The 21,911-nt window shown below is 44.7% G+C and carries 12 protein-coding genes, 11 tRNA genes, 3 rRNA genes and 1 pseudogene; 21 read left to right on the forward strand and 6 right to left on the reverse strand.

Annotation, left to right across the window (positions count from 1 at the left end; all coding sequences use genetic code 11):
• The first annotated feature begins 116 nt into the window (after positions 1-116).
• From NSR00_RS13240 to NSR00_RS13255, 4 genes and pseudogenes are all read left to right on the forward strand, one after another.
• Positions 117-1,400 (forward strand): annotated as a pseudogene (locus NSR00_RS13240) (IS110 family transposase).
• A gap of 398 nt (positions 1,401-1,798) precedes the next feature.
• Positions 1,799-4,648 (forward strand): Ig-like domain-containing protein, encoded by a 2,850-nt coding sequence (locus tag NSR00_RS13245; RefSeq protein ID WP_340789387.1) that lies wholly within the window; start codon positions 1,799-1,801, stop codon positions 4,646-4,648.
• 463 nt (positions 4,649-5,111) lie between these two features.
• Positions 5,112-5,825, forward strand: coding sequence for an N-acetylmuramoyl-L-alanine amidase CwlD (gene cwlD, locus NSR00_RS13250; RefSeq protein ID WP_094244892.1), 714 nt, complete (start codon positions 5,112-5,114; stop codon positions 5,823-5,825).
• 99 nt (positions 5,826-5,924) lie between these two features.
• Positions 5,925-6,968 carry an Mrp/NBP35 family ATP-binding protein gene (locus tag NSR00_RS13255; RefSeq protein ID WP_063387196.1) on the forward strand — a complete coding sequence of 348 codons (1,044 nt, stop codon included), beginning with the start codon at positions 5,925-5,927 and terminating at the stop codon, positions 6,966-6,968.
• Between the two features lie 17 nt (positions 6,969-6,985).
• Here the strand turns inward: NSR00_RS13255 and gerD are convergent, their stop codons facing one another.
• Positions 6,986-7,588 carry a spore germination lipoprotein GerD gene (gerD, locus tag NSR00_RS13260; RefSeq protein WP_340789390.1) on the reverse strand — a complete coding sequence of 201 codons (603 nt, stop codon included), beginning with the start codon at positions 7,586-7,588 and terminating at the stop codon, positions 6,986-6,988.
• A 148-nt stretch (positions 7,589-7,736) separates the two neighbouring features.
• Between gerD and NSR00_RS13265 the strand changes: the two genes are divergently transcribed.
• Positions 7,737-8,354, forward strand: a complete 618-nt coding sequence (locus NSR00_RS13265; protein ID WP_063387198.1) for a KinB-signaling pathway activation protein — start codon at positions 7,737-7,739, stop codon at positions 8,352-8,354.
• Positions 8,355-8,441: 87 nt separating this feature from the next.
• Here the strand turns inward: NSR00_RS13265 and pdaB are convergent, their stop codons facing one another.
• Complete coding sequence (pdaB, locus tag NSR00_RS13270) at positions 8,442-9,212, reverse strand: polysaccharide deacetylase family sporulation protein PdaB (protein WP_063387199.1); 771 nt, start codon at positions 9,210-9,212, stop codon at positions 8,442-8,444.
• 346 nt (positions 9,213-9,558) lie between these two features.
• Between pdaB and NSR00_RS13275 the strand changes: the two genes are divergently transcribed.
• The 14 genes from NSR00_RS13275 (at position 9,559) to NSR00_RS13340 (ending at position 16,055) form a co-directional block, all read left to right on the forward strand.
• Positions 9,559-11,112 (forward strand): 16S ribosomal RNA (locus NSR00_RS13275).
• A gap of 136 nt (positions 11,113-11,248) precedes the next feature.
• Positions 11,249-11,325: transfer RNA gene (locus NSR00_RS13280), tRNA-Ile, on the forward strand.
• A 16-nt stretch (positions 11,326-11,341) separates the two neighbouring features.
• Positions 11,342-11,417 (forward strand) — tRNA-Ala (locus tag NSR00_RS13285).
• A gap of 177 nt (positions 11,418-11,594) precedes the next feature.
• A 23S ribosomal RNA gene (locus tag NSR00_RS13290) occupies positions 11,595-14,527 on the forward strand.
• A gap of 95 nt (positions 14,528-14,622) precedes the next feature.
• Positions 14,623-14,738, forward strand: a 5S ribosomal RNA gene (rrf, locus tag NSR00_RS13295).
• The 16S, 23S and 5S rRNA genes sit together here with 11 tRNA genes alongside, the layout of an rRNA operon.
• Before the next feature lie 124 nt (positions 14,739-14,862).
• Positions 14,863-14,937: transfer RNA gene (locus NSR00_RS13300), tRNA-Asn, on the forward strand.
• 1 nt (position 14,938) lies between these two features.
• A tRNA-Thr gene (locus NSR00_RS13305) sits at positions 14,939-15,011 on the forward strand.
• An 88-nt stretch (positions 15,012-15,099) separates the two neighbouring features.
• A tRNA-Glu gene (locus tag NSR00_RS13310) sits at positions 15,100-15,174 on the forward strand.
• Position 15,175: 1 nt separating this feature from the next.
• Positions 15,176-15,251 (forward strand) — tRNA-Val (locus NSR00_RS13315).
• 95 nt (positions 15,252-15,346) lie between these two features.
• Positions 15,347-15,419 (forward strand) — tRNA-Thr (locus NSR00_RS13320).
• A 12-nt stretch (positions 15,420-15,431) separates the two neighbouring features.
• Positions 15,432-15,516: transfer RNA gene (locus NSR00_RS13325), tRNA-Tyr, on the forward strand.
• Positions 15,517-15,624: 108 nt separating this feature from the next.
• A tRNA-Gln gene (locus tag NSR00_RS13330) sits at positions 15,625-15,699 on the forward strand.
• 203 nt (positions 15,700-15,902) lie between these two features.
• Positions 15,903-15,978 (forward strand) — tRNA-Lys (locus NSR00_RS13335).
• Between the two features lie 5 nt (positions 15,979-15,983).
• Positions 15,984-16,055: transfer RNA gene (locus NSR00_RS13340), tRNA-Gly, on the forward strand.
• Between the two features lie 394 nt (positions 16,056-16,449).
• Here the strand turns inward: NSR00_RS13340 and NSR00_RS13345 are convergent.
• Entirely contained in the window at positions 16,450-17,676 is a 1,227-nt protein-coding gene (locus NSR00_RS13345) for an IS110 family transposase (protein WP_044897903.1), read from the reverse strand.
• Between the two features lie 491 nt (positions 17,677-18,167).
• Between NSR00_RS13345 and NSR00_RS13350 the strand changes: the two genes are divergently transcribed.
• Positions 18,168-18,386, forward strand: a complete 219-nt coding sequence (locus NSR00_RS13350; protein WP_340789394.1) for a tautomerase family protein — start codon at positions 18,168-18,170, stop codon at positions 18,384-18,386.
• A 77-nt stretch (positions 18,387-18,463) separates the two neighbouring features.
• Here NSR00_RS13350 and NSR00_RS13355 read toward each other — a convergent pair whose 3' ends face one another.
• Positions 18,464-18,943: a MerR family transcriptional regulator gene (locus NSR00_RS13355; RefSeq protein WP_340789395.1), complete on the reverse strand. Its 480-nt coding sequence runs from the start codon at positions 18,941-18,943 to the stop codon at positions 18,464-18,466.
• 145 nt (positions 18,944-19,088) lie between these two features.
• A complete protein-coding gene (locus NSR00_RS13360) occupies positions 19,089-20,315 on the reverse strand; it encodes an IS110 family transposase (protein WP_044897903.1) in 1,227 nt (408 codons plus the stop codon).
• A 491-nt stretch (positions 20,316-20,806) separates the two neighbouring features.
• Between NSR00_RS13360 and NSR00_RS13365 the strand changes: the two genes are divergently transcribed.
• Positions 20,807-21,025 carry a tautomerase family protein gene (locus NSR00_RS13365; RefSeq protein ID WP_340789394.1) on the forward strand — a complete coding sequence of 73 codons (219 nt, stop codon included), beginning with the start codon at positions 20,807-20,809 and terminating at the stop codon, positions 21,023-21,025.
• A gap of 77 nt (positions 21,026-21,102) precedes the next feature.
• On the opposite strand, the gene NSR00_RS13370 is transcribed toward NSR00_RS13365, so the two are convergent.
• Positions 21,103-21,888 carry a MerR family transcriptional regulator gene (locus NSR00_RS13370; RefSeq protein WP_340789398.1) on the reverse strand — a complete coding sequence of 262 codons (786 nt, stop codon included), beginning with the start codon at positions 21,886-21,888 and terminating at the stop codon, positions 21,103-21,105.
• Positions 21,889-21,911: the final 23 nt, after the last annotated feature.

A 21,911-nucleotide genomic window follows, 5' to 3' on the forward strand; every position in this document is an offset into this window, starting at 1 on the left:
TAAATAAAGAGCATTCCTGTTAGAAAGGTTTTCGGGGACTTGAAAGAAAAAAGTCCTCTTGGTATGATGCAGGGGTGTCAACAAACACCTAACATCAGACCAAGGAGGACTATACAATGAATTGTACACAAAATCGCAAAATTGAACAAGTCACCGACCAAACGTTAGTGATTGGAATGGACATTGCCAAACAAAAACATTATGCGTCAATGGTTGACGCACGAGGTCGGGTGCTGAAGAAGCCGTTTCCTGTGATTCAATCGAGATCCGGATTTGAACAGTTCTATGCGTCGATACAAGAAGCGATGAAGGAATTTGGCAAAACCGAAGTCATCGTCGGAATCGAGCCGACCGGACATTACTGGTTGAACCTCGCCTACTTCCTCGAGGAAAAAGGGATCCCGTTGGTGATGGTCAACCCGATGCATGTCAAACGGTCAAAAGAGCTCGACGACAACTTGCCAACGAAGCATGATGCCAAAGATGCTCTTGTCATTGCGAAACTGGTTAAAGACGGACGCTTTAGCTATCCGCGTATTCTCCATGAGGTGGAGGCGGAATTGCGGGCAGGAAGTACGTTTCGAGAGTCGTTGACAAAAGAGTTGAATGCCGTCCAAAATCAAATGATTCGTTGGCTCGATCGTTATTTTCCTGAGTTTGTGCAGGTGTTTCCGTCGTTTGGCAAAATGGCATTGGTGGTGTTAGAGAAAACGCCATTTCCGATGGACATTGCGAATCAGACGGTAGAGGGGCTAATGGAGCGTTATCGGCAAAGCGAGACGCTAAAATGCCCACAGAAGCCGAAAGTGCAAAAGCTGTTAGAGGTAGCCTGCCATTCGATTGGGATAACGGAAGGACAACAGATGGCCCGTATCGAAATCGCCACGCTTGTCCGCCGATATCGCCAATTGGAACAAGAGATCGCAACCCTCACAGAAGAGTTGACGGCACTTGCTCAAACAACCGCCGAATACGAATGGCTCCAAACGATCCCAGGGCTATGAGATGCGACGATCATTGAACTGTTATCGGAAATCGGAAGCTTTGCCCAGTATCAAGATCCGAGGCAACTCATCAAATTAGCGGGCTTGACACTGAAGGAGAACTCGTCAGGGCAACACAAGGGGCAAAAACGAATCTCGAAGCGAGGACGAAAACGGCTACGCGCCCTTTTATTTCGGGTGATGATGCCATTGATTCGCCATAATGAGGCTTTCCGTCAGTTGCACGAGTACTATACGACACGCCCAATCAACCCGTTACGTAAGAAGCAATCGATCGTCGTGTTATGTGGCAAGCTATTGAAAGTACTATACGCGGTTTGTGTGAAACAGCAAGCATTTGATGGGGAACGAATGATTCAAGATATCTTTTCCCAATTCCAAGCGCAGGCAGCCTAGAGTCGCCACCTTTCGCAAAAAGAACTGTCTGAACAACCAGATGACACGGAGAAGCTGGCACGATTTCATCCATTCGACCTAGAGTCCCTTAAGGAGCTTAGCCGGCCTCTGCCTGGTGAAGAGACCGAACGAAGGAATGTTGGCACAAGGATGCCCAGAGACATGGGAGGGTTCGTCCTCATCAGTTGTGCAGAGATCCAAGGTGCGTCGCATACACATCCCCCCACTGGAGTAAAAAATACAAAAATATCCAGTGGCCGCGAAGCGCACCCATGGACTGTTAGATATCAACAAAAATTCAAAAGTATGTGATGAGTTTTGTCGAAAAATATTTTTTTGGCACCCCTAAGATGCCAAGAAACCTTGATATATCAACATTTCTAGAGGGAGGTGGAGAAATGGGTTGGTTGAAAAAGTCGTTATGCCTTGTTCTTATTTTTTTATTATTGGTGCCAGCTAGCGGTTTTGCACAGGAAAGAAGTTCAGACACAGCATCTGGAGGAAATAAATACATATTAATCAGCAACGAGTCCGTAGACGTATATAAACCTCAATCCACTGGAAAGTTCAAGATCAATAATGATCAATATACGATAAACAAAAAAATAGGATTGAATGCTTATAAACTGGATGTAATTAGACCGTTTGATACGGAGAAACATGAAGACAAGAAACTTCAACAAAAATCTCTCTCCAAAAAGTTTCTCAATAAAGTTGGCGATACTAAGACATTTTGGGTGCATGATTTTACGACCAATGAAGATAAACAAATTAGCGCCAAGCTGCTGTATTCAGGTACAAAAACGAACGTATGGGTTCATGATAATCAAATTACAGAAGCTGATGCGCAAAAATTAGGGCAAGAATTTGATCAAAAAATTTATCCGCTCATCACACAAAATTTTGCCAGCGAATCCGATGTGGACGGAAACGGGAAAATTCACATTCTTTGTTATGATATACAAGATGGTTTTGCAGGATTAGGGGGGTATATTGCTGGTTACTTTTATGGAGGAGATTTGCATGATATTCCATACTCCAACAAATCAGAGATTTTTTATATTGATACGTATCCTTTAATGGGAACAGGGACGGAAAAGGATGTAAGTGCTGCATACGAAACATTGGCACATGAATTTCAACATATGGTGAATTTTAACCAAAATGTATTTATAGAAAATGGCTCCCAAATGGATACATGGCTAGATGAAGCTTTGTCAATGGCAGCTGAACACATGTATACTGGAAAACCTTTAATGAATACCATTAATTACTACAATATTTCTACCTCCATTACAAATGGTCATTCATTATTGTATTGGGATGATAATGGCGACACTTTGTCTAACTATTCCTTGTCCTATCTTTTTGGACAATATGTCAGAATTCAAGCGAATCAAGGAAACAAGATTTTCAAAGAGATTTTAACAGATACTCATAATGATTATAAAGCAGTAGAGAATGTAGCGAAAAAATATATCGACCCTACCCTTACATTTGGAAAATTGATGACGAACTTCCGCGCCGCCCTTTTACTGAAGAAAGATACGGGAATATATGGTTTTAATGGTGAAGAGGGCTTTGATTCATTAATTCCAAAAATATTTTCGGGAGAATCCGCCAGCTTGCGGGGCGGCGGAGCCATAGTAAAACGGGCTGTTGGTAATGAAACTGTTCCTGCATCTAAAGGAGATGACATCACTTATACTTTTTTTGATGTAGAGGAAAATAAGCCTTCCACTCCTCCAAGCAAACCGATAGTAAACCCGGTAAGTGATCGGGATACATTTATAAATGGGCTGTCTGATCCAGGAACTACTGTTTATGTCCAGCTTGGTTCAAAGATATTGAACTCTGCAGCAGCTGACAATAATGGATCTTTTCGCATTTCCATCAGTAAACAAAAAGCTGGGACTGTATTAAGCGTATATGCCAAGGATCAGGCGGGAAATAAAAGCGAGTCGGTTCAAATAACGGTGGTTGATAAAACGCCGCCGACAGCACCTGCTGTCAATGAAGTGAAAGATTCAGATAAAGCAGTGACAGGAACGTCGGAGGCGGGTGCAACGATAACGGTAAAATCAGGAACAATTGAATTAGGAAAAGGAACGTCTAGATCAGACGGCAAGTTTTCTGTTCCATTACGGGCACCGCAAAAAGCTGGTACGATTTTGTCTGTAACAGCGACGGATAAAGCGGGGAATGTGAGTCCGGCGCGAAAAGTGACGGTATTGGATAAAACGCCTCCTAGCATTCCAAGCGTAAACCTGGTCAGCGATAAAGATAAAACGGTCAGAGGGACAGCGGAGGCAGGATCAAAAATAACAATAAAGGCCGGCAGCAAAGTATTGAGCACCGGCACGACAGATAAAAATGGGAAATTCGCAATTTCGTTAAAAACGGCTCAAAAAGCTGGGACAGTTCTTTACGTAACAGCGACGGATAAAGCGGGGAATGTAAGCCCGGCGCGAAAAGTGACGGTAATTGATAAAACACCGCCGCGTACTCCAAGCGTAAACCCGGTCAGCGATAAAGATAAAACAGTGAGGGGAACATCGGAAGCAGGTTCGAAAATAACAATAAAGGCCGGCAGCAAAGTATTGAGCACCGGCACGACAGATAAAAATGGGAAATTCACGATTTCGTTAAAAACAGCTCAAAAAGCTGGAACAGTTCTTTACGTAACAGCGACGGATAAAGCGGGGAATGTGAGCCCGGCGCGAAAAGTGACGGTAATTGATAAAACACCGCCGCGTACTCCGAGTGTAAATTCGGTCAGCAATAAAGATAAAACGGTCAGAGGGACAGCGGAGGCAGGATCAAAAATAACAATAAAGGCCGGCAGCAAAGTATTGAGCACCGGCACGACAGATAAAAATGGGAAATTCGCAATTTCGTTAAAAACGGCTCAAAAAGCCGGAACAATTCTTTACGTAACAGCGACGGATAAAGCGGGGAATGTGAGTCCGGCGCGAAAAGTGACGGTACTCGATAAAATACCGCCGGGTGCTCCTAAAGTGAACAAAGTAACAAGAAAATCTTCCTCGGTGACAGGAAAAGCAGAGGCGTATTCAACGGTGTATGTCAAAGCAGGAAAGAAAGTAATCGGTTCGGGCAAAGCGAATAAAAACGGAAATTTCTCCGTTTCAATCAAAAAACAAAAAGCCGGAACAGTTCTCCTAGTGTATGCAAAAGATAAGGCTGGAAATGTAGGAAAAAGCACGAAAGTTACCGTCAAATATAAATAATAAAATTGACCGTGCCAGCCTGATCGGTCTCGTTATAACTGAAACGTAACATTCATCTTAGCTCCCATATTTACGGGAGCTTTTTTTATGACTCTAAAATGTTTCTTTTTGAAAAAAAGCGCTGTATAAAAAATGAATCAGAAATACAATTTTATTTTCAAGTGAAGCATTCCATTATCCCCAATTGCCCCCAATTAAACTTCATATCTAGGACCGAAAAGTGATAAGGAGCGATTTATCATTAAAGCACAAACAGCTGTATGGCAGAAAGTTGACGGCTTCTACAGCTATATTATCTGTTGGGGAGAATGACGAGTTTGAGCAGATTAGTTAAATTTCGAATGCGCCAATTTTCTGGTGGGAATTGGCTGGAAAAAAGAGATATAAATTAAAATTGCAGTAATCATAAATCCTCATGCTTTTCCATATATTGAATTGAAGGGACGAGCAGGAGGGATGCGGAGTGAAAAAAAAGCTGAAATGGGCACTGTTTATTGCTGGGTTTCTAATTCTCGTATTTATCATTCAATATCAATTCTCCCTTTTCAATTCATGGAAATCATGGAATCTTCCGTTATCAGGAAAAATCATTTACTTAGACCCCGGTCATGGCGGTACCGATGGAGGAGCAGTAGGAAAAAAACTGCTGGAAAAAGATATAACTTTAAAAATTGCCAATATTGCTCGAGATTATTTACAAGAGCAGGGAGCGCTAGTGTTATTGACTAGAGAAAAAGATGAAGATTTGGCTTCGGACGATACACACGGATATAGCCGGAGAAAATCAGAAGATATTCGAAAGCGCGTTCGCCTAATTGATGAATCAGACGCCGATTTGTTTTTAAGCATCCATTTAAATGCTATTCCATCTCCAAAATGGAGGGGAGCGCAAACATTTTATGACGGAAAATATCAGGAGAATGAAGCTATTGCGAAATTTATCCAAGATGAATTAAGGAAAAATTTAAGAAATACAGATCGAAAAGCAAAGCCAATAAGCGGTGTCTATTTACTAAAGCATGCAAAAAAACCGGGTGCGCTTGTGGAGGTAGGATTTTTATCCAATCCTTCTGAGGAAGAGCTTCTTGCTTCTGAAGAATATCAGAAAAAAGTGGCAGCCGCCATTTACAACGGGGTTTTGCGTTATTTTTCCAATGAACAGCAAATACCGGAATAAATGGATTCTTCTCAGGCATCTATTTTCAATGGACTGTTGGAAATGTGTTATACTATATACTATTAAAAGTCTTATGGAAAAAAGGTGGTTGTGGATACGATGCGGGAAGAAGATGTAAGGTCCATTGTCGAACAGTTGGAAGATCCATTTTTACATAAATCTTTAAAAGAATTGAATGCGATTGAAGAAATAAAAATCAAGCCCGAAAAAAAACATATTAGTTTAAAAATAGCAATTGCCAAAACGGGAACAAGCGAGCAGTTAACACTCCAGCAGCAAATTGTTGCAAAGCTTAAACAAGCGGGTGCCGAGACTGTTGGGCTGCGTTTTTCGGAGCTTCCAAAGGAAATTGTCCAAAAGTATTATTCTGATAGTACAAGCCCTTCCATTTTATCGAATGAAAAAACAACCTTTATTGCAATAGCAAGCGGAAAAGGCGGGGTCGGCAAATCAACCGTATCTGTCAACTTGGCTGTGTCCCTTGCTCGTCTAGGAAAAAAAGTTGGTCTTATTGATGCAGATATTTACGGCTTTAGCGTTCCTGATATGATGGGGATCATGAACCGGCCGATCGTTCGCGGGGATAAAATTATTCCAGTTGAGCGGTTTGGTGTGCAAGTCATATCAATGGCTTTTTTTGTTGAAGATAATGCGCCTGTTGTTTGGAGAGGTCCGATGCTCGGAAAAATGCTGAATAACTTTTTCCAAGAAGTTGAATGGGGATCGTTGGACTACTTACTCCTTGATTTGCCTCCTGGTACAGGTGATGTTGCATTAGATGTGCATACATTGCTTCCAACTAGTAAAGAAATCATTGTAACTACGCCTCATCCAACAGCTGCATTTGTTGCTGCAAGGGCTGGTGCAATGGCCATTAAAACGGAGCACGAAATTTTAGGAGTTATTGAAAATATGTCCTATTTTGAAAGTAAATTAACAGGCCAAAAAGAGTATGTATTTGGGAAAGGCGGAGGTCAGAAGCTTGCAGAGGATTTGCAGGTCCCTCTATTAGGGCAAATTCCGCTTGAGCAGCCGGACTGGGATGAAGAGGACTTTGCTCCGTCTGTTTATAATGAAAACCATCCAATAGGGAAAATTTATTTAGATATAGCAAGAAAAGTGATTGAGATAACAGAAAAGTAAAGGAAGGGAGAGGAGGTCTATTGGCCTCCGCCCCCGCCTTCGTTTCCGGAGCTGCCCCCGCCTTGTTGTTTACTTTGAGCTTGCTGAGCAGCCTTCAATAGCGCCTCCTCAATTTTCGGTTGAAAGAGCGGACTTGATAGAACATCTGTAATTTGCTGCTGTAAATATTGGCGGTATTCTTTGCTTTTTAAAACCTTCAATAGTTCTTCTTCCATTTGAGGATTTTTCAGCACATCCATAAGCATTCCTTGATATTCCGGATCTTTCATTAAACGTTTGATCACTTTTTCATGTTCTGTTTGCAATGTTTTCGCAAATCCTTCCGCAAATTTTGTATCTTCAAATGTATTTTTCCAAAATTCCTTCCCTTTTTCTGATGTTAACGTTTTTTCAATCGTATTATTGACGGTTTTTTGATCTAAAATGAGGTTTCGTTGAACTTCTTCATCTTTCATAATTTCTTGAACGGCTTTTTTTCCTTCGTCAGATTTTAATATGTCTACAACCATTTTTTTTGTTTCATCATAATTCATTGGTTCACTTTGCTGCCGATCCGTACATCCTGCAACGATCATCCATATAAGCATCATGATGAGGAGCGAACAATTTCTACCTCTCATATTTCATTTAGCTCCTTTCAATAATAACTTCTACCATTATGTTGAGAAACCAACTGTTTTTTATGCGAAAAAAGTTTTGCCATATGGTAATATACAAGTTGGATTGATAAAATCATATGATATTTTACGAAATATGGAGGGGTTGGCAGTGAAAAGCCGAAATTGGGTACGATTTTTCCTTTCTACTCTCATTGTAGGTGGAGTTGCGACAAGTATTGTTGGTTTTATCTTAAGATGGAGCGAGTATGAAAAATTGTTTTTGTCTTTTAATATTGTTGAAATTGTTGCAGTATTGTTTTGGTTGATCGGAGTAGGTTTTATTTTCAGCATCATCAGCCAAATGGGCTTTTTCGCTTATTTGACTGTGCACAGGTTTGGCCTAGGCATTTTTCGCTCAGTTTCGTTATGGAACTCTGTTCAAATCTTGTTAATCATTTTTGTGTTGTTTGATTTAGTTTATTTTCGATATCAATTTTTTGCGCAAACTGGAGATTCCATTGTCCCGTATATTTTAGTAGCTGTTGTCATTTTGTTGTTTTCTGCTGTAATTGCTTATTTTAAGCAAAAACAGACGAATAAAGATGCGTTTGTCCCTGCATTGTTTTTTATGGTTGTTGTTTCAGTGATTGAGTGGATGCCGGCCCTTCGTGTCAATGATAGAGATTGGCTGTATTTAATGCTGTTTCCAATTTTAATTTGCAATGCTTACCAATTGTTGATTTTGCCGAAAATGACAAATGACTCGCCAAAAGCAAAAAAGAGCTGAAGGAATTTTCCTTATAGCTCTTTAAAATGCTTATTGATTTCCAAAATATTGAAAACGATTGGTTTGAATTTACTTCCAAAGTTCTTTTCATTTGAATGATAGTTCTTTCGTTCTTGCATTGCTGTTTTCAATTAATTCTTGTACGGTTACATTTTTAAGGCCGTTTTGTTTCAAATGTTGAATAATCGCCGGCAACGCTTGGTTAGTTTGTTTAACTGAATCTGATGCGTGAAGCAGGATAATATCACCTGGTTTTAAGTGTTTCGTAACATTTTGGATAATCTTGTTGACTCCCGGGTTTTGCCAGTCATTTGAATTTACGCTGTAATGGACGACAGTTAATCCATATTGTTCAGCAATATTTAAAACGTTTTGATCGAATTGGCAGGTTGGGGGCCGCAGCAATTTTATATCCTTGATACCAAGCTTTTGAAATGTATGCTGGGCTAAAGATAAATCACGCTTAATTTCGTTAGTGTCCAACTCAGTATAGTTTTTATAAGCATATCCTTTGCTGCCGAGCTGATGACCGTCATCGATAATTCTTTTGACTACTTCAGGATGGCGTTCGGCCCATGAGGCGGATACAAAAAATGTTGCATTGGTTAGTCCATATTTTTTCAAAGTATTTAAAATTGGAATTGCTTTTTCATCTCCCCAGCTAATATCAAATGTCAAGGCAACTTTCTTACCGCTTCCGTCTCCTTTATAAATAGCTTTCGGCCCGTTCTTTGTAGTGAAAACCGGGATATTTGGTATTGTTTGAAAGTACATAAAGACAGCAGTAAAAAAAGCGATTATGATTAAAAAAAGTAATTGTTTGATTTTTTTAATATGGATGATGTAAAAACGGTTCATTGATGCTCCTCCTTGTCCTTATCTTGTAAAATTGTATGAATTGAACTTTTAATTATGAATAAGGATGGAGAATTAAAAATAATTTTAAAAAGGTATTGACGAAACAGTTTAAAGTTGATATATTATTAATCGTCGCTGTTTGTTAAGTGTTTTAAAAAATGTATTGACAAACATTTTGACGCCATGATATATTATGAAAGTCATTGTGGAAAAATATAAAACATTGACTGGACACAATTGTTTTGTTATAATGTTATTTCTTCGAAGTAGTTATATGATCCTTGAAAACTGAACAAAACGAAAAGCGTGCCTGTTGATTCTGACAAGAGCATTTGGTGACAAACTTTTTTTGGAGAGTTTGATCCTGGCTCAGGACGAACGCTGGCGGCGTGCCTAATACATGCAAGTCGAGCGGACCGAAGGGAGCTTGCTCCTTTAGGTTAGCGGCGGACGGGTGAGTAACACGTGGGCAACCTGCCCTGCAGACTGGGATAACTTCGGGAAACCGGAGCTAATACCGGATAACACCGAAAACCGCATGGTTTTCGGTTGAAAGGCGGCTTTTAGCTGTCACTGCAGGATGGGCCCGCGGCGCATTAGCTAGTTGGTGAGGTAACGGCTCACCAAGGCGACGATGCGTAGCCGACCTGAGAGGGTGACCGGCCACACTGGGACTGAGACACGGCCCAGACTCCTACGGGAGGCAGCAGTAGGGAATCTTCCGCAATGGACGAAAGTCTGACGGAGCAACGCCGCGTGAGCGAAGAAGGTCTTCGGATCGTAAAGCTCTGTTGTCAGGGAAGAACAAGTACCGTTCGAACAGGGCGGTACCTTGACGGTACCTGACGAGGAAGCCACGGCTAACTACGTGCCAGCAGCCGCGGTAATACGTAGGTGGCAAGCGTTGTCCGGAATTATTGGGCGTAAAGCGCGCGCAGGCGGTTCCTTAAGTCTGATGTGAAATCTCGCGGCTCAACCGCGAGCGGCCATTGGAAACTGGGGAACTTGAGTGCAGGAGAGGGGAGCGGAATTCCACGTGTAGCGGTGAAATGCGTAGAGATGTGGAGGAACACCAGTGGCGAAGGCGGCTCTCTGGCCTGTAACTGACGCTGAGGCGCGAAAGCGTGGGGAGCGAACAGGATTAGATACCCTGGTAGTCCACGCCGTAAACGATGAGTGCTAAGTGTTAGAGGGTATCCACCCTTTAGTGCTGCAGCAAACGCATTAAGCACTCCGCCTGGGGAGTACGGCCGCAAGGCTGAAACTCAAAGGAATTGACGGGGACCCGCACAAGCGGTGGAGCATGTGGTTTAATTCGAAGCAACGCGAAGAACCTTACCAGGTCTTGACATCCCCTGACAACCCTAGAGATAGGGCGTTCCCCTTTCGGGGACAGGGTGACAGGTGGTGCATGGTTGTCGTCAGCTCGTGTCGTGAGATGTTGGGTTAAGTCCCGCAACGAGCGCAACCCTTGACCTTAGTTGCCAGCATTCAGTTGGGCACTCTAAGGTGACTGCCGGCTAAAAGTCGGAGGAAGGTGGGGATGACGTCAAATCATCATGCCCCTTATGACCTGGGCTACACACGTGCTACAATGGGTGGTACAAAGGGCAGCGAAACCGCGAGGTGGAGCGAATCCCAAAAAACCACTCTCAGTTCGGATTGCAGGCTGCAACTCGCCTGCATGAAGCCGGAATCGCTAGTAATCGCGGATCAGCATGCCGCGGTGAATACGTTCCCGGGTCTTGTACACACCGCCCGTCACACCACGAGAGTTTGTAACACCCGAAGTCGGTGGGGTAACCCTTACGGGAGCCAGCCGCCGAAGGTGGGACAAATGATTGGGGTGAAGTCGTAACAAGGTAGCCGTATCGGAAGGTGCGGCTGGATCACCTCCTTTCTAAGGATATATACATTGAAAAAGGTACGCTTTTCCGTTTTGTTTAGTTTTGAAGGATCACATCCTTCCCCGTTTGCTGGTGAATTCGCAAAGTCGATTTCCCAGCGAATAGAAGCTGAATAAAAAAATACAGGATGGGCCTGTAGCTCAGCCGGTTAGAGCGCACGCCTGATAAGCGTGAGGTCGGTGGTTCAAGTCCACTCAGGCCCACCATAAATAAGACCATCCTGGGGCCTTAGCTCAGCTGGGAGAGCGCCTGCTTTGCACGCAGGAGGTCAGCGGTTCGATCCCGCTAGGCTCCACCATAAGTTTGATGAATATTGGAAGCATTGCTCCTATGCGAGAGCCCATTCGAAGGATCGGATGTTCGGCTAAAAGCAATTCAACCAGCAAGGGAGCTCATTGAAAGAAAAAGCATTGTTCTTTGAAAACTGGATAACGGAAAGACATTCACGAATAGATCGCTCATGTTAGGAAGAAACGGTTAAGTTAGAAAGGGCGCACGGTGGATGCCTTGGCACTAGGAGCCGATGAAGGACGGGACAAACACCGAAATGCTTCGGGGAGCTGTAAGTAAGCGTCGATCCGGAGATGTCCGAATGGGGGAACCCACTGTCCGTAATGGGGCAGTATCCATACCTGAATCCATAGGGTATGGAGGGCAACCCGGGGAACTGAAACATCTAAGTACCCGGAGGAAGAGAAAGCAACAGCGATTCCCTGAGTAGCGGCGAGCGAAACGGGAACAGCCCAAACCAAGAGGCGTGCCTCTTGGGGTTGTAGGACACTCGATTAAGGAGTGACAAAGGAACGGGGTAGACGAAGAGGTCTGGAAAGGCCCGTCAGAGAAGGTAACAACCCTGTAGTCGAAACTCCGTTCCCTCCCGAGTGGATCCTGAGTACGGCGGGACACGTGAAATCCCGTCGGAAGCAGGGAGGACCATCTCCCAAGGCTAAATACTCCCTAGTGACCGATAGTGAACCAGTACCGTGAGGGAAAGGTGAAAAGCACCCCGGGAGGGGAGTGAAAGAGAACCTGAAACCGTGTGCCTACAAGTAGTCAGAGCCCATTAACGGGTGATGGCGTGCCTTTTGTAGAATGAACCGGCGAGTTGCGATTTCGTGCAAGGTTAAGCCGAAAGGCGGAGCCGCAGCGAAAGCGAGTCTGAAGAGGGCGAAATAGTACGAGGTCGCAGACCCGAAACCAGGTGATCTACCCATGTCCAGGGTGAAGGCAAGGTAACACTTGCTGGAGGCCCGAACCCACGCACGTTGAAAAGTGCGGGGATGAGGTGTGGGTAGGGGTGAAATGCCAATCGAACTTGGAGATAGCTGGTTCTCTCCGAAATAGCTTTAGGGCTAGCCTCAAGGGAAGAGTCTTGGAGGTAGAGCACTGATTGGACGAGGGGCCCCCATCGGGTTACCGAATTCAGTCAAACTCCGAATGCCAATGACTTATCCTTGGGAGTCAGACTGCGAGTGATAAGATCCGTGGTCAAAAGGGAAACAGCCCAGACCGCCAGCTAAGGTCCCAAAGTATACGTTAAGTGGAAAAGGATGTGGAGCTGCTTAGACAACCAGGATGTTGGCTTAGAAGCAGCCACCATTTAAAGAGTGCGTAATAGCTCACTGGTCGAGTGGCTCTGCGCCGAAAATGTACCGGGGCTAAACGTATCACCGAAGCTGCGGGTTGACACCGTTGGTGTCAGCGGTAGGAGAGCGTTCTAAGGGCATCGAAGCCGGACCGGAAGGACCGGTGGAGCGCTTAGAAGTGAGAATGCCGGTATGAGTAGCGAAAGAGGGGTGAGAATCCCCTCCGCCGAAAGCCTAAGGTTTCCTGAGGAAGGCTCGTCCGCTCAGGGTTAGTCGGGACCTAAGCCGAGGCCGAAAGGCGTAGGTGATGGACAACAGGTTGATATTCCTGTACCACCTCCTCACCGTTTGAGCAATGGGGGGACGCAGGAGGATAGGGCAAGCGCGCGGCTGGATGTGCGCGTCCAAGCAGTTAGGCTGGCAAGCAGGCAAATCCGCTTGCCGGAAGGCTGAGCTGTGATGGCGAGGGAAAGGAAGTACCGAAGTTCCCGATTCCACACTGCCAAGAAAAGCCTCTAGCGAGGTGAGAGGTGCCCGTACCGCAAACCGACACAGGTAGGCGAGGAGAGAATCCTAAGGTGAGCGAGAGAACTCTCGTTAAGGAACTCGGCAAAATGACCCCGTAACTTCGGGAGAAGGGGTGCTCATCAAGGTGATAAGCCATGATGAGCCGCAGTGAAAAGGCCCAGGCGACTGTTTAGCAAAAACACAGGTCTCTGCGAAACCGTAAGGTGAAGTATAGGGGCTGACGCCTGCCCGGTGCTGGAAGGTTAAGGGGAGCGCTTAAGCTGTAGCTGAAGGTGCGAACCGAAGCCCCAGTAAACGGCGGCCGTAACTATAACGGTCCTAAGGTAGCGAAATTCCTTGTCGGGTAAGTTCCGACCCGCACGAAAGGCGTAACGATCTGGGCACTGTCTCAACGAGAGACTCGGTGAAATTATAGTACCTGTGAAGATGCAGGTTACCCGCGACAGGACGGAAAGACCCCGTGGAGCTTTACTGCAGCCTGATATTGAATGTGGGTACAGCTTGTACAGGATAGGTAGGAGCCAGAGACGCGTGAGCGCCAGCTTGCGCTGAGGCGACGGTGGGATACTACCCTGGCTGTACTGACATTCTAACCCGCGCCCCTGATCGGGGCGGGAGACAGTGTCAGGTGGGCAGTTTGACTGGGGCGGTCGCCTCCTAAAAGGTAACGGAGGCGCCCAAAGGTTCCCTCAGAATGGTTGGAAATCATTCGGAGAGTGCAAAGGCAGAAGGGAGCTTGACTGCGAGACCTACAAGTCGAGCAGGGACGAAAGTCGGGCTTAGTGATCCGGTGGTTCCGCATGGAAGGGCCATCGCTCAACGGATAAAAGCTACCCCGGGGATAACAGGCTGATCTCCCCCAAGAGTCCACATCGACGGGGAGGTTTGGCACCTCGATGTCGGCTCATCGCATCCTGGGGCTGTAGTCGGTCCCAAGGGTTGGGCTGTTCGCCCATTAAAGCGGTACGCGAGCTGGGTTCAGAACGTCGTGAGACAGTTCGGTCCCTATCCGTCGCGGGCGCAGGAAATTTGAGAGGAGCTGTCCTTAGTACGAGAGGACCGGGATGGACGCACCGCTGGTGTACCAGTTGTCCCGCCAGGGGCACCGCTGGGTAGCTATGTGCGGAAGGGATAAGCGCTGAAAGCATCTAAGCGTGAAGCCCCCCTCAAGATGAGATTTCCCATCGCTAAAAGCGAGTAAGATCCCTTGAAGATGACGAGGTAGATAGGTCCGAGGTGGAAGCGTGGCGACACGTGGAGCTGACGGATACTAATCGATCGAGGACTTAACCAAGTAAGAGCATCTATTCGTGAAAGAAACGTTATCTAGTTTTGAAAGAATGACATTCCGATGTCATTTGACAACAGGAAGGAAAACAGAAAAGGCTGCTTGGTGGCAATGGCGAAGAGGTCACACCCGTTCCCATCCCGAACACGGAAGTTAAGCTCTTCAGCGCCGATGGTAGTGAGGGTTTGTCCCTTGCGAGAGTAGGACGCTGCCAGGCTGCCTTTAAATTCTTTTTGAAAGCTGGGATTATTGTAGAGAACCATACTGAGTACATTCTTTTGAAGTCTTTTTGATATACTGATTGAGCTGTATGTGAACCAAAATATGGTTTATTAAAATATTCCGCAGTAGCTCAGTGGTAGAGCATTCGGCTGTTAACCGAACGGTCGCAGGTTCGAATCCTGCCTGCGGAGCCATGCTTCCATAGCTCAGTTGGTAGAGCACTTCCATGGTAAGGAAGAGGTCACCGGTTCGAGCCCGGTTGGAAGCTTTTCAAAAGCAAATCTTTTCTTGATTTTTATCTATGCCATGTGCTAAAATGTCGAATGTCGGTTGTCATTAAGTTATGAAAATGAAATGGCCCGTTGGTCAAGTGGTTAAGACACCGCCCTTTCACGGCGGTAACACGGGTTCGAATCCCGTACGGGTCACCATGGAGGATTAGCTCAGCTGGGAGAGCACTTGCCTTACAAGCAAGGGGTCGGCGGTTCGATCCCGTCATCCTCCACCATATACTAAACAAGCTTTTCTTAAGCAAGTTTAATGAGGTTGGCATAACAATTTAAACAAAGGTAAAAACTGAGTGTGATTTAAAGTATTTATTGTGCCGGTGTAGCTCAATTGGTAGAGCAACTGACTTGTAATCAGTAGGTTGGGGGTTCGATTCCTCTCGCCGGCATTTTTAATAATCGGAGGGGTAGCGAAGTGGCTAAACGCGGCGGACTGTAAATCCGCTCCCTTAGGGTTCGGCGGTTCGAATCCGTCCCCCTCCACCATGTCGAAGAATGTTATGAAACATTGAAATCACATTAAACAACAAATTGTTGTATAAAGTGATTTTTTTATTGGTACAATATAATTAGTCAAGAGATGAATGGTGATATTGGGCTATAGCCAAGCGGTAAGGCAACGGACTTTGACTCCGTGATGCGCTGGTTCGAATCCAGCTAGCCCAGCCATTTATTATAAAAAGACAGTTCATGTCTGTTCTTTTTTTTGTAAAAATATTAGATAGAAAGTAAGATTTAACTAGATTTTACAAAGGGCGAAGCCTCGTCGAATAGGCGACGAGTTGTCCCGACGCATCTAACATCCTCGAAAAATCAGGAAGAGGAAGGGACATCTGACAAATGAAAAATGGATTAGAAGAAAAAAATTTTATGAGCCATTAGCTCAGTCGGTAGAGCATCTGACTTTTAATCAGAGGGTCGGAGGTTCGAATCCTCCATGGCTCACCATTTGTGCGGAAGTAGTTCAGTGGTAGAACACCACCTTGCCAAGGTGGGGGTCGCGGGTTCGAGTCCCGTCTTCCGCTTTTTAAATTCAACGGGGAAAATTTTATAAAATGAGATGAACTTAATTCCTGACAAGAAATTGTCAGGATTTTTTTATTTGAAATGTTACTAATCCCTTCGATTATATCTAATCCTCGCTTTTGAATCTCAAAATAATGTAATAGACTATATGCAGGAGCATTCGCCTTTTTAGTCCCATAACAGCCTTTTAAATTTGAATATACCATTGAAGTCGAATTGTATTTTTCCTTTTAGTATTGGGAATGCGGTTGTTCCGAAATGGAACCATGACCTATCCCGAAAATTTAAGTCCATGAAAAAAGCACAAAAAATCCAGGGGGTGTTAACACCAGCAGATTGGTATTTGCTGGAATAAGTCATGTTTATGCACCTGATGGTTACTGTTTCGGTTAACTACGCTGTTTGATTTGACGGCTCTACCATGACCTTAAACCCTAGTGTTTCCAACTTCCGAATCGCTTGTCTGGCGACTTGATGGCGCTTGCGTTCTTCGTAGTAATGTGGACCAAGTTCGATGTAAGTCTGCTTCTTTTTGAGGAGATGGTAGACAATAGTCAGGATGCTATGAGCGACCGCAACCGCTGCACGATTGGCCCCCCGGCGTGCAGCAATACGGTGGTACTGGCTGGATAGATAGGTGTGTTTGGACCTAGCAGCGGCACGGGCGGCTTCCACCAGGGTGCTACGAAGCTTCTGGTTTCCCTTGCGGGTTTTCCCTGACTTTCGTTTTCCGGCACTTTCGTTATTCCCTGGGGCGACTCCTGCCCATGAACACAAGTGAGCTGCCGAAGGAAACTGTGTCATGTCAGGGCCAATCTCAGCCAAAATATGCTCCGCTGTGCGCCGACCAACGCCGGGGATCGTATCTAACCGCTCCAGGTCATCTTCAAAAGGGCGCATCCGCTCCTTGATTTCAGCATCCAGTTCTTCAATCAAGGCATCTAAGTGATCAATATGCTCAAGCTGGGTTTTAAGCATCAGGCGTTGATGAGGGCCGATGAGGCCCTTCAGGGCCTTTTTCAACTCCTCTTTCTTCCGTTTGAGACGGCGCTGAGCCAGTTCGGATAGCACATCGGGGTCAGTTTCACCATTAATTAAAGCCTCGATCATGGCTCGACCCGATTTGCCCAGCACATTGGTCGCCACCGAGGAGAGTTTGATGTTAGCCCCTTCCAGTACCTTCTGGATGCGGTTGATTTCGCGAGCCCGCTCTTCAATCAGGCTGCGACGATAACGGATGAGTTCCCTCAACTCCCGTTGCTGGCGGTCAGGGATGTAACTACCTTGTAGCAATCCATGGCGTAAGAGTCCAGCGATCCACTCGGCATCCTTTACATCTGTTTTGCGACCAGGCACATTTTTGATATGTTTGGCATTGACCACTAAAATCTTGATGTCTTCCATCTCCAACAGGTTATAAATTGGCTTCCAGTAGGAACCTGTACTTTCCATGGCCACGTGAGTGACGCCATGCGCCTTGATCCAGTCTACAAGCATAAGCAAGTCTTCAGTCATGGTAGAAAACGTGCGGATCTCTTGATGATCCGGAGTAATAATACAAGCGACGACGTTCTTCTTATGAACGTCTAATCCACAAACATGAGTATGGATAATGTCCATGTTCGTTCCCCCATGCCTAACATGTAATAAACACAGGCTGGCGGTGCAACGACCATACACGTCATTCTATCCCGCGTGCTTCCCCAGGGAGCAACAGTCTGTGGTGCACCAGGTCGTCGGGGTCTGTCTAATTAACGGGCTCATGGCACCAAGGTAAGACGACCTCGCTGGCCAGCCTAAGATTAAGTATACATGGACGAACTATTTTCATCATCTGCTGGTGCCGCTTTTGCGGCATGGGGGTCTAAATGATTTTTTGGTAGATTTTAAAAATTAGTCTCTTTTCCAGAAGATTGTTGCTGTAGAGGATGATTTGTGTAAAACATTTTGCATAATGGACTGCCCAGCAAAGGTTTTTACGGGTGTTGTGACGAAGTATATCGACAAACTTCTGTCTTGTTTCATTTTTTGAAATAGCACAGATCCGGATGAGGACGAATAAATTTCGACGCCATTTATAAATTCAAACGGCTTAAAGGAGTTGTGATTCGATGCCTTTTATCAACGTAAGGCTGGCTAAAGGAAGAACCGCAGAACAGAAACAGCAGTTTACTGAGGCAATAACAAAAGCAGCAGCGCAAATACTAAACGTGAAAGAAGAATGGGTTACAGTAGTTTTCGATGAATATGAAAGAGATAATTGGGCTTCCGGCGGAACACTTCACTCGATAAAATTTGGGGAAGGTTTCGGGAAAATGGGAGCTGAATGAATATCCATCATCCTGTAATTCAAAGATAAAAAATGACCTCCCCAATTGGAAAAGGGGAGGTGAAGTTTTTTTATTTGCTAAAGTCGGTCAATATTTTCATCTTGGAGAAGCCCAGCTTTCATCGCATAATGTTCCATCACTTGCTGAAGCCACTCCTCTTCCTCCTGTGTAAATGGAGATGCCAATTTATTTTCAATAGTTTTAATTTCAGCTTCATCTAAATTCCCGATAACACTAATTAATTCTTTTCCGATAAATTCTAATATTGTTTTCATATATTTTTCGACTAACGCTTCTACCTCAGGATCATCGACAGGTCTTCCTGCCAATCTTTTTGTTTCTTGGGATAATTGGATGTATTCTTTGTCAAGGGAGATCATTACCTCTTCAGGCTGATCAAAAAGCTTTTCAGCTACTTCTTTTGACGTATAATGTTCTAACCATTTGCGCTGTTCTTTTTCTGTTTGTATGCTCTGAATAAGACTCATTAAAACATTGCTATCCACTTCTTTTTCTTCTTCTAAAATCGTGAGAATTCGTTTAATGGCTTTGAGCACTTCTTCAATATGTTCCTTTCGTTCTATCCCGAAAATTTAAGTCCATGAAAAAAGCACAAAAAATCCAGGGGGTGTTAACACCAGCAGATTGGTATTTGCTGGAATAAGTCATGTTTATGCACCTGATGGTTACTGTTTCGGTTAACTACGCTGTTTGATTTGACGGCTCTACCATGACCTTAAACCCTAGTGTTTCCAACTTCCGAATCGCTTGTCTGGCGACTTGATGGCGCTTGCGTTCTTCGTAGTAATGTGGACCAAGTTCGATGTAAGTCTGCTTCTTTTTGAGGAGATGGTAGACAATAGTCAGGATGCTATGAGCGACCGCAACCGCTGCACGATTGGCCCCCCGGCGTGCAGCAATACGGTGGTACTGGCTGGATAGATAGGTGTGTTTGGACCTAGCAGCGGCACGGGCGGCTTCCACCAGGGTGCTACGAAGCTTCTGGTTTCCCTTGCGGGTTTTCCCTGACTTTCGTTTTCCGGCACTTTCGTTATTCCCTGGGGCGACTCCTGCCCATGAACACAAGTGAGCTGCCGAAGGAAACTGTGTCATGTCAGGGCCAATCTCAGCCAAAATATGCTCCGCTGTGCGCCGACCAACGCCGGGGATCGTATCTAACCGCTCCAGGTCATCTTCAAAAGGGCGCATCCGCTCCTTGATTTCAGCATCCAGTTCTTCAATCAAGGCATCTAAGTGATCAATATGCTCAAGCTGGGTTTTAAGCATCAGGCGTTGATGAGGGCCGATGAGGCCCTTCAGGGCCTTTTTCAACTCCTCTTTCTTCCGTTTGAGACGGCGCTGAGCCAGTTCGGATAGCACATCGGGGTCAGTTTCACCATTAATTAAAGCCTCGATCATGGCTCGACCCGATTTGCCCAGCACATTGGTCGCCACCGAGGAGAGTTTGATGTTAGCCCCTTCCAGTACCTTCTGGATGCGGTTGATTTCGCGAGCCCGCTCTTCAATCAGGCTGCGACGATAACGGATGAGTTCCCTCAACTCCCGTTGCTGGCGGTCAGGGATGTAACTACCTTGTAGCAATCCATGGCGTAAGAGTCCAGCGATCCACTCGGCATCCTTTACATCTGTTTTGCGACCAGGCACATTTTTGATATGTTTGGCATTGACCACTAAAATCTTGATGTCTTCCATCTCCAACAGGTTATAAATTGGCTTCCAGTAGGAACCTGTACTTTCCATGGCCACGTGAGTGACGCCATGCGCCTTGATCCAGTCTACAAGCATAAGCAAGTCTTCAGTCATGGTAGAAAACGTGCGGATCTCTTGATGATCCGGAGTAATAATACAAGCGACGACGTTCTTCTTATGAACGTCTAATCCACAAACATGAGTATGGATAATGTCCATGTTCGTTCCCCCATGCCTAACATGTAATAAACACAGGCTGGCGGTGCAACGACCATACACGTCATTCTATCCCGCGTGCTTCCCCAGGGAGCAACAGTCTGTGGTGCACCAGGTCGTCGGGGTCTGTCTAATTAACGGGCTCATGGCACCAAGGTAAGACGACCTCGCTGGCCAGCCTAAGATTAAGTATACATGGACGAACTATTTTCATCATCTGCTGGTGCCGCTTTTGCGGCATGGGGGTCTAAATGATTTTTTGGTAGATTTTAAAAATTAGTCTCTTTTCCAGAAGATTGTTGCTGTAGAGGATGATTTGTGTAAAACATTTTGCATAATGGACTGCCCAGCAAAGGTTTTTACGGGTGTTGTGACGAAGTATATCGACAAACTTCTGTCTTGTTTCATTTTTTGAAATAGCACAGATCCGGATGAGGACGAATAAATTTCGACGCCATTTATAAATTCAAACGGCTTAAAGGAGTTGTGATTCGATGCCTTTTATCAACGTAAGGCTGGCTAAAGGAAGAACCGCAGAACAGAAACAGCAGTTTACTGAGGCAATAACAAAAGCAGCAGCGCAAATACTAAACGTGAAAGAAGAATGGGTTACAGTAGTTTTCGATGAATATGAAAGAGATAATTGGGCTTCCGGCGGAACACTTCACTCGATAAAATTTGGGGAAGGTTTCGGGAAAATGGGAGCTGAATGAATATCCATCATCCTGTAATTCAAAGATAAAAAATGACCTCCCCAATTGGAAAAGGGGAGGTGAAGTTTTTTTATTTGCTAAAGTCGGTCAATATTTTCATCTTGGAGAAGCCCAGCTTTCATCGCATAATGTTCCATCACTTGCTGAAGCCACTCCTCTTCCTCCTGTGTAAATGGAGATGCCAATTTATTTTCAATAGTTTTAATTTCAGCTTCATCTAAATTCCCGATAACACTAATTAATTCTTTTCCGATAAATTCTAATATTGTTTTCATATATTTTTCGACTAACGCTTCTACCTCAGGATCATCGACAGGTCTTCCTGCCAATCTTTTTGTTTCTTGGGATAATTGGATGTATTCTTTGTCAAGGGAGATCATTACCTCTTCAGGCTGATCAAAAAGCTTTTCAGCTACTTCTTTTGACGTATAATGTTCTAACCATTTGCGCTGTTCTTTTTCTGTTTGTATGCTCTGAATAAGACTCATTAAAACATTGCTATCCACTTCTTTTTCTTCTTCTAAAATCGTGAGAATTCGTTTAATGGCTTTGAGCACTTCTTCAATATGTTCCTTTCGTTCTTCAAGCGCTTCTTTTTGGAACTGTAAAGTTTCCTTTAAGTTTAAATCGAAGTTGGTTTCATTCATTAACTCTTTGATTTGTTCTAAACTGTATCCTAAAAATTTAAGACTGACTATTTTTTGAAGTGTCAATACATCATGAGCAGAGTATAATCGGTGTCCAGAACGAGGATTTTTTTTCGGTTTGAGCAGTCCAATTTGATCATAATAATGCAATGTTCGGATTGTTGTTCCCGTCTTTTTAGAAAATTCGCCAATCGTAAAGTAAGACTCTTCCTTCACTTTAACATCGCCCCCAAAACGCT

The organism is Aeribacillus sp. FSL K6-8394, assembly GCF_038008865.1.
Classification (GTDB): Bacteria; Bacillota; Bacilli; order Bacillales; family Aeribacillaceae; genus Aeribacillus; species Aeribacillus composti.

Excerpts from the sequence above, each read along its gene's own strand:
- NSR00_RS13245 (WP_340789387.1), top strand. The coding sequence starts at position 1,799 with ATGGGTTGGTTGAAAAAGTCGTTATGCCTTGTTCTTATTTTTTTATTA.
- NSR00_RS13360 (WP_044897903.1), bottom strand. The coding sequence starts at position 20,315 with ATGGACATTATCCATACTCATGTTTGTGGATTAGACGTTCATAAGAAG.
- NSR00_RS13365 (WP_340789394.1), top strand. The coding sequence starts at position 20,807 with ATGCCTTTTATCAACGTAAGGCTGGCTAAAGGAAGAACCGCAGAACAG.
- NSR00_RS13350 (WP_340789394.1), top strand. The coding sequence starts at position 18,168 with ATGCCTTTTATCAACGTAAGGCTGGCTAAAGGAAGAACCGCAGAACAG.
- NSR00_RS13345 (WP_044897903.1), bottom strand. The coding sequence starts at position 17,676 with ATGGACATTATCCATACTCATGTTTGTGGATTAGACGTTCATAAGAAG.
- gerD (WP_340789390.1), bottom strand. The coding sequence starts at position 7,588 with ATGAGAGGTAGAAATTGTTCGCTCCTCATCATGATGCTTATATGGATG.
- NSR00_RS13255 (WP_063387196.1), top strand. The coding sequence starts at position 5,925 with ATGCGGGAAGAAGATGTAAGGTCCATTGTCGAACAGTTGGAAGATCCA.
- pdaB (WP_063387199.1), bottom strand. The coding sequence starts at position 9,212 with ATGAACCGTTTTTACATCATCCATATTAAAAAAATCAAACAATTACTT.